Origin of the sequence: Mycolicibacterium sphagni (genome assembly GCF_002250655.1) — a bacterium.
Taxonomy (GTDB): domain Bacteria; phylum Actinomycetota; class Actinomycetes; order Mycobacteriales; family Mycobacteriaceae; genus Mycobacterium; species Mycobacterium sphagni.
The window spans coordinates 186956-201044 of the sequence record NZ_NOZR01000007.1 but is presented as its reverse complement, the minus strand read 5'-3'; the positions used below and the strand labels follow the sequence as shown (position 1 = coordinate 201044).

The following is a 14089-nucleotide window of genomic DNA, read 5'->3' as shown; positions in this document are numbered from 1 at the left end:
GCCACCGAAAGGCCCGACCGCCTAGTGTCGGTCGGTGTGAAGATCACCGTTCTGGTCGGCGGCGTCGGAGGTGCGCGCTTCCTGTTGGGCGTGCAGCGACTGCTCGGTCTCGGACAGTTCGCCGGCCAGATATCCGCAGCCACAGGCGATCTTGATCACGCTCTGACGGCCGTGGTCAACATCGGCGACGACGCGTGGATGCACGGCGTGCGCATCTGCCCAGACCTCGACACCTGCATGTACACCTTAGGTGGAGGTATCGATCCCGAGCGCGGCTGGGGACATCGCAACGAGACCTGGAATGCCAAAGAGGAATTGGCCGCCTACGGAGTGCAACCGGATTGGTTCGGGTTGGGCGACCGGGATTTGGCGACGCATTTGGTGCGAAGTCAAATGCTGCGGGCCGGATATCCCCTTTCCCAGGTGACCGAGGCGTTGTGCCACCGCTGGACGCCGGGCGCCACGCTCCTGCCGGCCAGCGACGACCGCTGCGAAACCCATGTCGTCATCGACGATCCCGACACCGGTGACCGCAAAGCCATTCACTTCCAGGAGTGGTGGGTGCGCTACCGTGCTCAGGTCTCCACCCACAGCTTTGCCTTCGTCGGATCCGAAAACGCCACTGCCGGGCCCGGTGTCGTCGATGCCATCACCGATGCCGACGTCGTCATGCTGGCACCGTCGAATCCGGTGGTCAGCATCGGCGCGATCCTGGCCGTGCCGGGCCTCCGCGCGGCACTGCGCTCAACACCCGCGCCGATCATCGGCTACTCCCCCATCATCGGCGGAAAGCCGTTGCGGGGCATGGCCGACGAATGCCTCACGGTAATCGGCGTCGAAACCTCCTCGCAGGCGGTCGCCCGTCACTACGGCGCACGCTCGGGCACCGGGATCCTGGACTACTGGTTGATCTCCGAGGGCGATCAGGCCGAAGTGCCCGGCGTGACGGTGAGTTCGATACCGCTGCTGATGTCCGACCCGTCGGCCACCGCCGAGATGGTGCGCGCCGGGCTGGAACTGGCCGGTGTGACGCTGTGACTCTCGGCTCAGGTCCGACGGCGCCACCGAGCGGCGACCACGGGAGCGCGGCTCCCGTCGAAATCCTGCCCGTGCCCGGGCTTCCGGAGTTCCGTCCCGGCGACGATCTCGGTGCAGCGCTGGCCACCGCCGCCCCGTGGCTGCGCGACGGCGACATTGTCGTGGTCACCAGCAAGGTGATGTCCAAGTGCGAAGGCCGCATCGTGGCAGCACCATCCGATCCCGACGAGCGAGATGCACTGCGCCGCAAACTCATCGACGCCGAGGCGGTGCGGGTGCTGGCCCGCAAGGGTAAGACGTTGATCACCGAGAACCGCAACGGCATCGTGCAGGCGGCCGCCGGGGTCGACGGCTCCAACGTCGGGGCAACCGAATTGGCACTCCTGCCGATCGACCCCGATGGCAGTGCGCTGGCGTTGCGGACCGCACTGCGCGAGCGCCTCGGCGTGAATGTCGCCGTGCTCGTCACAGACACGATGGGCCGCGCCTGGCGTAACGGCCAGACCGACGCCGCGATCGGTGCCTCGGGGCTACCGGTGTTGTACGGGTACGCCGGTGCCGTCGACAGGCACGGCAACGAACTCCTCGTCACCGAGGTGGCCGTCGCCGACGAAATCGCCGCCGCCGCCGACCTCGTCAAGGGCAAGCTGACCGCGGTGCCCGTCGCGGTGGTCCGCGGCCTCGACCTCGACGATGACGGGTCCACTGCGGCGGGACTGCTGCGCGGCGGCGAGGACGACCTGTTCTGGCTGGGCACCGCGGAGTCGATCGAGCTCGGCCGCCAGCAGGCGCAGCTGCTGCGCCGGTCGGTGCGCCACTTCGCGCCCGAGCCGGTCGACGCCGAGCTCATCGAGGCTGCCGTCGCCGAGGCGCTCACCGCGCCGGCCCCACACCACACCCGGCCTGTGCGGTTCGTCTGGCTGGCCGACCGTGACCGTCGCACCGCGCTGCTGGACCGGATGAAGGACGCCTGGCGTGCCGATCTGACCGCCGACGGCAAACCGGCCGATGCCGTCGAGCGGCGTATCGCCCGCGGGCAGATCCTCTATGACGCGCCGGAGGTCGTCATCCCGTTTCTAGTGCCCGAAGGCGCGCACAGTTACCCGGACCCGGCACGCACCGCTGCCGAGCACACGATGTTCACCGTCGCGGTCGGCGCGGCGGTACAGGGGCTTCTGGTAGCGCTGGCCGTCCGCGGGGTGGGCAGCTGCTGGATCGGCTCAACCATCTTCGCCGCCGAGCTGGTCCGCGAAACCCTCGATCTGCCACCGGATTGGGAGCCGCTGGGCGCCGTCGCGATCGGCTATCCCGTCGACCCGCCACAGCCCCGAGATCCGGGACCGGTCGGCGATCTGCTGGTGCGGCGGTGACGTACTCGGGTGTGCGGGACTCGGCGATCGAGCTGCTGACCCAGTGGGACGCCCCCGACGCCGGCCAGGACGCGTTGCGTCAAGCCGTCCTGGCTTTCCTGTACGCGCGCAGCGACGCATGTGAACGCGCCTGCGTCCCAGGCCATATCACCGCATCAGCGTTGGTGGTCTCCGACTCCGGCGATCAGGTGCTGCTGACCCTGCATCCGCGGCTGGGCCGCTGGGTGCAGCTCGGCGGGCACTGCGAGCCCGACGACACCGATATCGTCGCCGCGGCGATGCGGGAGGCGACCGAGGAGTCCGGTATCGACGGCTTGCGCATCGATGCGGCGCTGGGCGCCATCCATGTCCATGCGCTCACGTGCTCACTGGGCGTCCCCACCCGCCATCTGGATCTGCAGTTCATCGCCCGCGCGCCGATGGACGCCGTCATCGCGATCAGTGACGAATCGCTGGATCTGCGGTGGTGGCCGGTCGACGCACTACCCGAAGGCATCGACGACGCGGTGGCCCATCTGGTGGCGGTCGGCCGCTCGCGGACTTAAATGTCCGAGGAGTAACGGATTCCGCAGTCCGGGAGGACCACTCCGGGCCAGACCCGGGCTCCGCGCAGCAGTTCGCAGCGCGCGCCGACGTTGGCGCCGTCGCCGATGATGGCGTCGCGCAGCAGCGCGCGCGGCCCGATGCGCGCCCCCGCGCCGATGATCGAGCGCTCCACCACCGAACCTGCCTCGATACGCGCCCCGTCGAAGATGATCGCGCCGTCGAGGCGAACCCCCGGCCCGATCTCGGCGCCGCGGCCCACGACCGTCCCGCCGACGAGTACCGCCCCGGGCGACACCGAGGCCCCGTCGTGCACCAGGCTTTCCCCGCGCCGCCCGCCGAGCGCAGGCGAGGGCGCCAATCCGCGGACCAGGTCTGCCGAGCCGCGCACGAAATCTTCCGGTGTGCCCATGTCGCGCCAGTAGCTGGAGTCCACGTAACCGCATACCTTGACGCCGTCGGCCAGCAGCGCCGGGAACACTTCCCGCTCCACCGACACCTCGCGCCCGCGCGGGATCTGTTCGACGATCTCGCGCTTGAAGATGTAGGTGCCGGCGTTGATCTGGTCGGACGGCGGGTCTTCAGTCTTCTCCAGGAACGCCTCCACGCGACCGTCGGGATCGGTGGGCACACACCCGAACGCGCGCGGGTCGCTTACTCGCACCAGATGCAGGGTCAGGTCGGCCTGCGACTCGTGGTGGCTGGTCAGCATCTGCCGCAGGTCCATGCCGGACAGCACGTCTCCGTTGAACACCATCACGGTGTCGTTGCGCAGCTTCGGCACCACATTGGCGATGCCACCGCCGGTGCCCATCGGATGTTCCTCGACGACGTATTCGATCTGTAGACCGAGCTTGGAACCATCGCCGAATTCGCTCTCGAACGTCGCGGCCTTGAACGACGTACCGAGGATCACGTGCTCGATGCCGGCCTCGGCGATCCGGGACAGCAGGTGAGTCAGGAAGGGCAGGCCCGCGGTGGGCAGCATCGGTTTGGCAGCCGACACCGTCAGCGGCCGTAGCCGTGTGCCCTTTCCGCCGACGAGCACCACTGCATCGACTTTGGAGGGATCAACTTCACTCACCGGGCCCCCTACTTTCTCGCCAGCTCCCGCCGGGATTTCCGTACCGCGGCGCGGGATCGCACTTTGAGCGCGCCCTTCATAGTCCATCGAAGGGGCGCCCGCCACCAGCCAAAATGACGGTCGGATAGATAAATGTAGGTGCTTTCGTGATGTGCGCGCAGGTTGGTGGCCGGATCCCGGCCGGTCGAATGGCCCTTGTCGTGCAGGATCTCCGCCGACGGCACATACACGTTGAGCCAGCCTGCCCCGCCCAGCCGGTCACCCAGATCGACGTCCTCCATGTACATGAAGAAGCGCTCGTCGAAGCCCCCGACCTGGTCGAATGCCGCGCGGCGCACCAACAGACAGGATCCGGACAACCAACCCACCGGCCGCTCGGTGGGCTCGCGATACTCCTGGCGGTAGGCCCGCGTCCACGGGTTCTTCTTCCAGACGAATCCGACGACGGCGTGCATACCGCCGCGAAGCAGGCTGGGCAGATGGCGGGCCGACGGGTAGACCGAGCCGTCCGGGTCTCGGATCAGCGGCCCCAACGTCCCCGCGCGCGGCCAGCGCTCAGCGGCTGCGAGCAATTCGTCGATGCTGTTCGGACCCCACACCACGTCGGGGTTGGCCACGATCACGAACTCGTCGTCGCCCGGCGCGGTGGCCACCCCGCGGTTGGCGGCACTGCCGTAGCCGAGGTTCCCGCCGGTGCGCAGCAGCTGGGTGCCGGGATAACGCTCGACCGCCTCCTCGGGTGCTCCATCGGTGGAGCCGTTGTCGGCCAACACCACCGCCAGCGGGCGGTCGGTGGCCACGGTCAACGACGACAGGAAGCGATCCAGATGCGAGCCCGGGGAGTACGTCACCGTCACCACGGTCAGGGGGCGGCTCGACGTCACGGCGTAGAGGGTAACTGTCCGTCGTCGACGGGTCGGGCAAGCGCCTCGGCCAACGCCGCGCGCCACGGCCGTAGCGGGGTCAACCCGGCTCGCACCGACATCGCCGTCGCCAGTGCCGAATACGCCGGGCGCGGCGCCCGCCGCGCTGACTGAGCCGCACTGACCGGCCGCACCCGTTGCGGGTCTGCTCCCAGCTCTTCGAAAACCGCCCTGGCCTGCTCGTACCGGCTGCAAGCACCCTCGTTGGCGACGTGCAGGATCGGCTCCCGAATGTGCCCCTCGCCGATTTCGAACAGCGCATCGACCAAGTCTTTGACGTAGGTGGGCGAACCCGTCTGGTCGTCCACCGCATCGACGGTGCCGTCGCCGGCGGCCGCCCGCCGCAGCGCGGCCACCACGTCATTGCCGGCGCCGCCGGTGTACACCCAGGAGGTGCGCACGATGCGGGCGTCAGGCATGGCCGCGAGCACGGCCAACTCGCCGGCGAGCTTGGTACGCCCGTAGACGCCGAGCGGCGCGACATCGTCGCCCACCTCGTAGGGGTGCCGTTGGGCACCGTCGAAGACGTAGTCGGTGGAAATGTGCACCAGTTGCGCGCCGACCCGGGCGCAGGCGTGCGCGAGGTTCTCGGGTCCGGTCGCGTTGACGGCATAAGCGGTATCGGGGTCGGCTTCGGCGGCGTCGACGCCTGCGATCGCCGCGCAGTTGACGACCAGGTCCCCTTCGGCGATGAACCGCTCGGCTGCAAGCGGGTCGGCAATATCCCACTGCTGATGGGTCAACGCGCTGATGGGCCGTCCCCGGCGCACCGCCTCACCTGCAAGAAACCGCCCGACCTGGCCGCCTGCCCCGCTGATCACGATCCTTTCCGCCACGAATACGAGTCTGGCACGCCGGTTTCAGCTACCCGGCTTGCGCCCATCTCGCCAGTAGCCTGGGCTGATGCCTGCTGACACCGAAGCGAGGTCCGTGACGGGCGCCCGGCCGGTGGCCCGCACCGTGCTCGCGCTCATCGCCGTCGCGGTGATGGTGAGCACAGGTGTCGCATGGGGCAAGATCCGGTCCTTCGAAAACGGCATCTTCCACATGAGCACCGCGGCGCTCGGCGGCGGCGAGCCCGACGGCGCTATCGACATCCTGCTGGTCGGCATGGACAGCCGCACCGACGCCCACGGCAACCCGTTGTCCCAAGACGAGCTGGCAACCCTGCACGCGGGCGACGACGTGTCGACGAACACCGACACGATCATCTTGGTGCGCATCCCCAACAACGGGAAGTCCGCGACCGCGATCTCGATCCCGCGCGACTCCTACGTAAAGGCGCCCGGCCTGGACAAGACGAAGATCAACGGCGTCTACGGCCAGGTCAAGCTGGAGAAGATGAAGGAGCTGGTCGAGCAGCAAGGCATGGACCCGGCAGAAGCCGAACCCAAAGCCACCGAGGCCGGCCGCGAAGCACTGATCAAGACCGTCGCCGACCTGACCGGCGTCACCGTCGACCATTACGCCGAGATCGGGCTGCTCGGGTTCTCGCTGATCACCGACGCGCTCGGCGGCGTGGATGTGTGCCTGAAAGATGCTGTCTACGAACCGCTTTCCGGTGCCGACTTCCCCGCCGGCTGGCAGAAGCTGAACGGCCCGCAAGCGCTGAGCTTCGTGCGCCAGCGTCACGATCTGCCCCGCGGCGATCTGGACCGCGTGGTCCGCCAGCAGGTGGTGATGGCTTCCCTGGCGCACCAGGTGATTTCGGGTAAGACCCTGACCAGTCCGTCGACACTGAACAAGCTGCAGGACGCGATCCAGCGCACGATGGTGATCTCGTCGGGCTGGGACATCATGGATTTCATCAAGCAGCTCGAGGGTCTCGCCGGCGGCAACGTGGCGTTCGCGACGATCCCGGTGCTCGACGAGGCCGGCTGGAGCGACGACGGCATGCAGTCGGTGGTCCGGGTCGATCCGTCACAGGTACATGATTTTGTGGACGGCCTGCTGCACGACCAGGACGAGGGCAAGACCGAGAAGATCGCCTACTCGCCGGACAAGACAAAGGCTGACGTCGTCAACGACACCGACATCAACGGGCTGGCGGCTGCGGTGTCGGACGTGCTGAGCGCCAAGGGCTTTGGCGCGGGCGACATCGGCAACAACGACAAAGAGCACGTGACGCGCAGTCAGGTGCAGGCGGCCAAGGAGGACGACCCGGGCGCCCAGGCCATCGCCAAGGAGCTTGGCGGACTGCCCGTGGTGGCCGTCGATGCGATTCCGGCGGGTACCGTGCGGGTGGTGCTGTCCAGTGACTACAGCGGGCCCGGTTCGGGTCTGGAAGGCTCGCGGCAATCAACGTCTGCGGCGGCCGTCGAGCAGGCAGCCGGCCAATCCGGTGATGGCACAGCTCCCCCGCCTTCGCCGATCATCACCGCGGGGTCCGATGACCCCCAGTGCGTCAACTGATGGCCAATCTGGCTGCGGCGGTGCTGGATCCGCTGCTGAAAGCTGACCCGATGGGCCCGCGAATCACTTACTACGACGACGCGACGGGTGAGCGCATCGAGTTGTCGTCAGTGACGCTGGCCAATTGGGCGGCGAAGACGGCCAACCTGTTGCGCGACGAACTCGGCGCCGGGCCGGGCACCCGGGTTGCAGTACTGCTGCCGGCGCACTGGCAGACGGCAGCGGTGTTGTTGGGCGTGTGGTGGATCGGCGCTGAGGTCGTGCTGGCAGGGGCAGGAGCCGCTGGGCCGGCGACATCAGATACGGCCGATATCGCGTTATGCACGCGTGAGCGACTGGACGAGGCCGACGAAGCGGTCGCCGGCGGTGAGGTCGCGGTGCTGTCGCTTGATCCGTTCGGCAAGCCCGCCAGCGAACTCCCCATCGGCGTAACCGACTATGCGACCGCGGTGCGGGTGCACGGCGACCAGTTCATCACCGAATCCCGCCCGGGTCCGGCGCTGGCCGGAAGGTCAGCCGACGAGGTGCTGACCGCCGCTGCCGGATCCGCCGAAGCCATGGGTCTGACTGCAACGGATCGGGTGATGTCGTCGTTGCCGTGGTCAACCCCTGATGAGCTCGTGGCCAACCTGCTCGCGGTGTTCGTCGTGGGCGCGTCGCTGGTTCAGGTGGCAAATCCCGACCCGGCCGCGCTCGAGCGACGCCGGACCACCGAAAAGGTCACCCGCGACCTCGGCTGAGCATCGTCAACCGGTAAGTTGCGGCACCCGAACTGCTCGCCACCGGGCAGTAGGCTGCCTGCGTGAGCCGCACACCGCTGAATCTCTCGTCCCTGTCTGATCTTGCGGTGCGTCGCGTCGACGTGGTGGACACGACCGGTTCGACGAACGCCGACCTGTTGGCCCGCCATGCCGCGGGCGAGGACATCCGTGGCGCAGTGCTGCTCGCCGAGCACCAGAGCGCCGGACGTGGCCGCCATGGCCGCAGCTGGTCGGCGCCGCCCCGCTCACAGATCGCCCTGTCGATCGGCGTCGGCGCCGACGGCGTCGACCCCGAGGGCTGGGGCTGGCTTCCGCTGCTCACCGGCGTGGCGCTGGTCGACGCGGTGCGCGCAGGCACCGGCATCGAAGCAGGATTGAAGTGGCCCAACGACGTCCTGGTGGGCACCGGCAAGCTCGCCGGCATCCTGGCCGAAGTCGCCGCCCCCGATCCGGTGATCGTGGTGGGGCTCGGCCTGAACGTCACCCTCACCGCCGAGGAGGCACCGGATCCCCGCGCCACCTCATTGCAGATGCTGGGTGCGGAGATGCTCGACCGCGATGCTCTCGTCACGGCGATCCTGCGCGAACTAACCACCCGCATCGCGGAGTGGCAAGCCGCGAGGGGCCCCGATCAGCGCCTCACCGAGGACTATCGGCAACGCAGCCTCACCCTGGGCAGCCACGTGCGCGCCCTCCTACCCGGCGGCAGTGAAATCACCGGCACCGCGGTCGATATCGACGTCCTGGGCCGGTTGAGCATCGATACCGGCGCCGAGGTGGCGACGGTCTCGGCGGGCGATATCACCCACCTGAGACCCGCGGACTAGCGCAGCAGCGCGCGTGACATCACGACGCGCTGAATCTGGTTGGTGCCCTCGTAGATCTGAGTGATCTTGGCATCACGCATCATTCGCTCCACCGGGAAGTCCACGGTGTAGCCGGCGCCGCCGAACAACTGCACGGCGTCGGTGGTCACCTCCATGGCGACATCGGAGGCAAAGCACTTCGAGGCCGCCGAGATGAAGCCGAGATTCGGCTCACCGCGCTCGGCACGGGCGGCCGCCGAGTACACCATCAGCCGAGCCGCCTCGACCTTCATCGCCATGTCGGCGAGCATGAACTGCACACCCTGGAAATCAGAGATCGAGGTGCCGAACTGCTTGCGGTCCTTGGTGTATGCGATCGCCGCATCGAGCGCGCCCTGGGCGATACCAACGGCTTGGGCGCCGATGGTCGGGCGGGTGTGGTCGAGTGTGGCCAACGCCGTCTTGAACCCGGTGCCCGGCTCTCCGACGATCCGGTCACCTGGGATGCGGCAGTTCTCGAAGTACAGCTCGGTGGTCGGCGAGCCCTTGATCCCGAGCTTGCGCTCCTTGGGACCGATCGTGAAGCCCTCGTCGTCGATGTGGACCATGAACGCCGAAATGCCGTTGGCGCCCTTGTCAGGATCTGTCACCGCCATCACCGTGTACCAGGATGACTTGCCGCCGTTGGTGATCCAGGCCTTGGCGCCGTTGAGGATCCAGTCGTCGCCGTCGGCCTTGGCGCGGGTCCTCATGGAGGCCGCATCACTGCCGGCCTCCCGCTCGGAGAGGGCATAGGACGCCATCGCTTCGCCGGAGGCGATCGACGGCAGCACCTTCTGCTTGAGTTCCTCCGAGCCGCGCAGGATCAACCCCATGGTGCCCAGCTTGTTCACGGCAGGGATCAGCGACGCCGACGCATCGACCCGCGCGACCTCCTCGATGACGATGCACGCCGCCACCGAATCGGCACCCTGACCGCCGTACTCCTCCGGCACATGCACCGCGTTGAAGCCCGACGCGTTCAGCGCATCCAGGGCCTCCTGCGGGAAGCGCGAGTTCTCATCGCACTCCGCCGCGTAGGGTGCGATCTCTTTTTCCGCCAGCGCCCGAATCGCAGCACGCAGTTCGTCGTGCTCCTCGGGCAGCTTGAAAACGTCGAAATCCGGATTTCCCGCCATCACAGCCTCCTTGCTACTCGCCGGTAACTTTAACTCGGGTCGTCACTCACCGAGTAATCGCTCCCGCAGCGCTCGATCCTTCTCCAGGACCTGGGCTTCCAGGTCGTCTTGAAAGCTCTCCATGCGCTTGCGCAACGCCACGTCCGAGGCAGCCAAAATGCGCACCGCCAACAACCCGGCGTTGCGTGCGCCGCCGATCGAGACCGTGGCCACCGGCACACCGGCGGGCATCTGCACGATGGACAGCAGCGAATCCAGTCCATCGAGCTTGGCCAGCGGCACCGGTACCCCGATCACCGGCAGCGGTGTGGCTGAGGCCACCATTCCCGGCAGATGGGCTGCCCCGCCTGCGCCGGCGATGATCACCTGGATGTCGCGACCGGCCGCGCCGCGTGCGTAGTCGAGCATCCGGCCCGGTGTGCGATGCGCCGACACCACGCCGACCTCGAACGGCACCTCGAATTCGGCCAGCGCCTCGGCGGCGGCTTCCATTACCGGCCAGTCGCTGTCCGACCCCATGATCAAGCCGACCAGAGGAGTGCTGCTAGGCATGCCCGTCCCATCCGTCCGTCCACTCTGCGTGCGATAACCAGTGTGCCGCTCGTTCGGCCCGTTCACGTACCCGATTCACGTCAGAATCGGCGTCGCCCACGATATTGACGTGGCCCACCTTGCGACCTGGGCGTTCACCCTTGCCGTACAGGTGGACTTTCGCCTCCGGAATCCGGCCGAACAGGTGATGCAACCGCTCGTCGACACCCATCGCCGGGGTCTGCGCCGCACCCAGTACGTTCGCCATTACCGTCACGGGCGCGATCGGCCGGGTATCGCCCAACGGATAGTCCAGGACGGCCCGCAGATGCTGTTCGAATTGGCTGGTCACCGCGCCATCCATGGTCCAGTGCCCGGAATTGTGCGGCCGCATGGCCAGCTCGTTGACCAGCAGCGTGCCCGCGGTCGTCTCGAACAGCTCGACGGCCAGCACGCCGACCACCCCGAGTTCGGCGGCCAGCCGCAGCCCGAGCTGCTCGGCCTCCCCCGCCAGCTTGTCGGACAATCCGGGCGCGGGCGCCACGACGGTGACGCAAATCCCGTCGCGCTGGACCGTCTCCACGATCGGCCAGGCCGCGCCTTGACCGAACGGCGAGCGGGCCACCAGCGCCGATAGCTCACGACGCATCGACACACGCTCCTCGAGCAGCACAGGCACGTTGTCGGCCAGGTACCCCGCGACCACTTCACGGGCATGGGCCAGATCCCGAGTGAGCACCACACCACGGCCGTCGTAGCCACCGCGCACGGTCTTGACGACCACCGGCCCGCCGACGGCAGCGGCGAACGCGTCGACGTCGTCGACGCCAGACACCGCGGCAAACCGCGGGATCGGTGCGCCCAGCGCCTCCAGCTTGCGCCGCATCACCAGCTTGTCCTGGGCGTGCACCAGGGCCTCCGGCGGCGGCGCCACCGTCACACCGTCGGCAACCAGCGCGTCGAGCAGCTCGGTCGGCACGTGTTCGTGGTCGAAGGTCAGCGCGGCGGCACCCTGGGCCGCCCGGCGCAGCGCATCCAGGTCGGTGTGGGAGCCGATCACCACGTCGGGAGCCACCTGGGCAGCCGGATCGTCGGGGCTGACGGCCAGCACCCGCAGGCTCTGACCGAGGGCGATCGCGGCCTGGTGGGTCATCCGGGCCAGCTGCCCGCCGCCGACCATGGCGACGATAGGGGGTCTGGGGCTGTTCGACACGGCCATCATGGTGTCAGACCTGCACGAGTACGCACACCTGCGGTTACTTCCGTAGACTTGCTGATTGTGTCTTTTGCAGATGCCACGATCGCTCGGCTACCCCGACCGATGCGGCCCTTTGCCGAGCGGCATCACGAGCTCATCAAGTTCGCGATCGTCGGTGCAACGACGTTCATCATCGACTCCGCGATCTTCTACACGCTGAAACTGACCATCCTCGAGCCCAAGCCGGTTACCGCCAAGGTGATCTCGGGCATCGTCGCGGTGATCGCCTCCTACGTGCTTAACCGCGAGTGGAGCTTCCGCAACCGCGGCGGCCGCGAGCGTCACCACGAAGCGTTGCTGTTCTTCGCGGTCAGCGGCGTCGGTGTGCTGCTGAGCATGGCCCCGCTGTGGTTCTCCAGCTATGTGCTCGAACTGCGCGTTCCGCACGTGACACTGACTGTCGAGAACATCGCCGACTTCGCCTCGGCATACGTCCTGGGCAACCTGCTGCAGATGGCGTTCCGCTTCTGGGCGTTCCGGCGCTGGGTGTTCCCCGACGAATTCGGCCCCGCCCACGACAAAGCGCTGGAATCCACCCTCACCGGCGGCGGCATCGCCGAGGCGCTTGAGGACGAGTACGAAGCCGGCGGCACCGTCACCCCGCTGCGGCGCCGTCGGGGCGCACGTCAGCTCGGCGACTCCTCCGAGCCCAGGGTGTCGAAAACTTCGTGATACAGCAGTGAATGCACCCGTTCCACGCGGGGAATATCGTGGAATTCAAGGGGATCTTGGCTCGCCGACTCGATGATCAGCGTGCCGGTGCGCAGCATGCGATCAAGCAGACCGTGCCGGAACTCCACACTGTTGATGCGCGCCAACGGGATATCGATGCCCGACCGGGTCAGGAGTCCGTGGCGGAACATCACCCGCCGGTCGGTGATCACGAAATGCGTTGTGAGCCAATTCAAGAACTTCCACAGGGTCAGCCAGCCGACCAGGATCAACCAGATCGCCGCGATGACGCCGAAGAGCACCTTCTTGGCGGTGACATCCCAGTTGGTGTTGTTGACGAGAGCGGCCACGAACGACGCTGCGAGGGTAGCGATCAGCAGCACCAGGATCGGACCGACCAGTCGCTTCCAGTGGGGGTGCCGGTGGAGCACAACCTGCTCGTTGGCGGCCAGCACATTCTCGGGGTATCCCACGCCGGAACCCTACCTAGTTGCCCGCTTGGCTGGGAGGCTTCAGATACTGGATGCAGTCGGCCTCGGTGCGCCCGGTCTGGACCATGCAGACGCCGACCGCGGGATCACCGCTCTGTCCAACGTCCGGCGCGGGGATGTCACCGGGATTCAGCGACCACAGGTAGCGGTCGGTTTCGGCGAGGCGCTCACAGTAGGTGACCGAACCGTCGGCGGCGACGCCGTTGCCGCTGCCGGGCTGACACGGAGTTGCGATAAGTGTCGTTCCGGCTACGGCCTGTGGTGGTTGCGAGGGCGACGCAGGCAGCGCGGACTCGACCGATGAGGATGTCGCGGCAGCGTCGGTCGCCGAAGGCGTCGACGTCGTAGTCGCGGAAATCTGTTCGGTTGCAGTTTGTTTGGCCGCGTCCCGCGACAGCTGCACCCAGATGTCGGCGCCTGCGCCGGCGAGCAGCGCCACGGTGACCAATCCCGCGGCCAGCCCTACCCACGTCTCGGCCAGCCGGCCCGCCCCCTTGCTGTACGGATCAGTGCCGAGGCTGCCGATATCGGCGATTCGGTCGGTCCATTTGATCCCGTCCCAGTAACGGCACTGGTGCCGCCCGGTCGGGTCGAAGGACCAGCGTGCGGTCGACGCCATCGGCTCGACGTCGGATGGTGCCGCCAGCGGCGCACCACACTCTCCGCAGAATCGTTGATAGTGCGCGTTGGGATGGCCGGCCAAGCAGACGACCACCCCCGGCTCGAGGAGGACACCGCATTCGCCGCAGAAGTAGTTGCCGTCCGGATTCTCATGGCCGTTGACACAGATCACCTCGGATCTGCTGTCACGGGCATGAGCACCCATGTTCTGATTGCCCCTTCCCGAACAATTCTGGCAAACACAGCGACGTCGCCTGGCCGCATATCACGCCATTTACTGCGGGTCGCTGATCCCGTCCTGCAACCAAAAAGTTACCTGAACAAACCGCGCATACGCCGACGCCACGCGCGGTGTCGGTCTCTTACTCCGCGACCCAGCTAATGCGGGTGTCGCGCCGGCG

Annotated in this window: 15 protein-coding genes; 7 read left to right on the top strand and 8 right to left on the bottom strand. The window is 67.5% G+C overall.

Annotated elements, in window-relative coordinates; genetic code table 11:
- Positions 1-36 precede the first annotated feature (36 nt).
- From cofD to CG716_RS10960, 3 genes are read left to right on the top strand one after another with little or no spacing between them, the layout of a single operon-like run.
- The gene (gene cofD, locus CG716_RS10970; protein ID WP_094479447.1) at positions 37-1038 is read left to right on the top strand and encodes a 2-phospho-L-lactate transferase; all 1002 of its coding nucleotides are present in this window, start codon (positions 37-39) and stop codon (positions 1036-1038) included.
- On the top strand, positions 1035-2408 hold the full coding sequence (locus tag CG716_RS10965) for a coenzyme F420-0:L-glutamate ligase (RefSeq protein ID WP_094479333.1): 1374 nt from the start codon (positions 1035-1037) through the stop codon (positions 2406-2408). The genes cofD and CG716_RS10965 overlap by 4 nt, the downstream gene beginning before the upstream one ends.
- On the top strand, positions 2405-2953 hold the full coding sequence (locus CG716_RS10960; RefSeq protein WP_094479331.1) for an NUDIX hydrolase: 549 nt from the start codon (positions 2405-2407) through the stop codon (positions 2951-2953). Before CG716_RS10965 ends, CG716_RS10960 begins: the two co-directional genes overlap by 4 nt.
- Here the strand turns inward: CG716_RS10960 and manB are convergent.
- Genes manB through rfbD form a run of 3 tightly spaced genes read right to left on the bottom strand, consistent with a single transcriptional unit; the run spans position 2950 to position 5794 of the window.
- Complete coding sequence (gene manB / locus CG716_RS10955; protein WP_094479329.1) at positions 2950-4035, bottom strand: mannose-1-phosphate guanylyltransferase ManB; 1086 nt, start codon at positions 4033-4035, stop codon at positions 2950-2952. The two genes, CG716_RS10960 and manB, sit on opposite strands and share 4 nt — an antisense overlap.
- Before the next feature lie 8 nt (positions 4036-4043).
- A complete protein-coding gene (locus CG716_RS10950; RefSeq protein ID WP_234817798.1) occupies positions 4044-4919 on the bottom strand; it encodes a glycosyltransferase family 2 protein in 876 nt (291 codons plus the stop codon).
- Positions 4916-5794 (bottom strand): dTDP-4-dehydrorhamnose reductase, encoded by an 879-nt coding sequence (gene rfbD / locus CG716_RS10945; protein ID WP_165774097.1) that lies wholly within the window; start codon positions 5792-5794, stop codon positions 4916-4918. Before rfbD ends, CG716_RS10950 begins: the two co-directional genes overlap by 4 nt.
- 151 nt (positions 5795-5945) lie before the next feature.
- On the opposite strand from rfbD, the gene CG716_RS10940 reads away from it, so the two are divergent.
- The 3 genes from CG716_RS10940 to CG716_RS10930 all read left to right on the top strand — a co-directional run bounded on the left by CG716_RS10940 (position 5946) and on the right by CG716_RS10930 (position 8958).
- Positions 5946-7370, top strand: coding sequence for an LCP family protein (locus CG716_RS10940; protein WP_165774103.1), 1425 nt, complete (start codon positions 5946-5948; stop codon positions 7368-7370).
- Entirely contained in the window at positions 7370-8110 is a 741-nt protein-coding gene (locus CG716_RS10935) for a TIGR03089 family protein (protein ID WP_094479325.1), read from the top strand. The genes CG716_RS10940 and CG716_RS10935 overlap by 1 nt, the downstream gene beginning before the upstream one ends.
- 62 nt (positions 8111-8172) lie before the next feature.
- Positions 8173-8958 (top strand): biotin--[acetyl-CoA-carboxylase] ligase, encoded by a 786-nt coding sequence (locus CG716_RS10930; RefSeq protein WP_094479323.1) that lies wholly within the window; start codon positions 8173-8175, stop codon positions 8956-8958.
- Here CG716_RS10930 and CG716_RS10925 read toward each other — a convergent pair.
- From CG716_RS10925 to CG716_RS10915, 3 genes are read right to left on the bottom strand one after another with little or no spacing between them, the layout of a single operon-like run.
- On the bottom strand, positions 8955-10115 hold the full coding sequence (locus tag CG716_RS10925) for an acyl-CoA dehydrogenase (RefSeq protein ID WP_094479321.1): 1161 nt from the start codon (positions 10113-10115) through the stop codon (positions 8955-8957). The genes CG716_RS10930 and CG716_RS10925 overlap by 4 nt on opposite strands.
- A 42-nt stretch (positions 10116-10157) precedes the next feature.
- Positions 10158-10667, bottom strand: a complete 510-nt coding sequence (gene purE, locus CG716_RS10920) for a 5-(carboxyamino)imidazole ribonucleotide mutase (RefSeq protein WP_094479319.1) — start codon at positions 10665-10667, stop codon at positions 10158-10160.
- On the bottom strand, positions 10660-11868 hold the full coding sequence (locus CG716_RS10915) for a 5-(carboxyamino)imidazole ribonucleotide synthase (protein ID WP_094479317.1): 1209 nt from the start codon (positions 11866-11868) through the stop codon (positions 10660-10662). Before CG716_RS10915 ends, purE begins: the two co-directional genes overlap by 8 nt.
- A 57-nt stretch (positions 11869-11925) precedes the next feature.
- Here CG716_RS10915 and CG716_RS10910 point away from each other — a divergent pair, with 57 nt between their 5' ends.
- Entirely contained in the window at positions 11926-12576 is a 651-nt protein-coding gene (locus tag CG716_RS10910; protein WP_094479315.1) for a GtrA family protein, read from the top strand.
- Here CG716_RS10910 and CG716_RS10905 read toward each other — a convergent pair.
- Positions 12531-13049, bottom strand: a complete 519-nt coding sequence (locus tag CG716_RS10905) for a PH domain-containing protein (protein WP_094479313.1) — start codon at positions 13047-13049, stop codon at positions 12531-12533. The genes CG716_RS10910 and CG716_RS10905 overlap by 46 nt on opposite strands.
- Positions 13050-13062: 13 nt before the next feature.
- Positions 13063-13893, bottom strand: a complete 831-nt coding sequence (locus CG716_RS10900) for a zinc ribbon domain-containing protein (protein ID WP_094479311.1) — start codon at positions 13891-13893, stop codon at positions 13063-13065.
- Between the last annotated feature and the right edge of the window lie 196 nt (positions 13894-14089).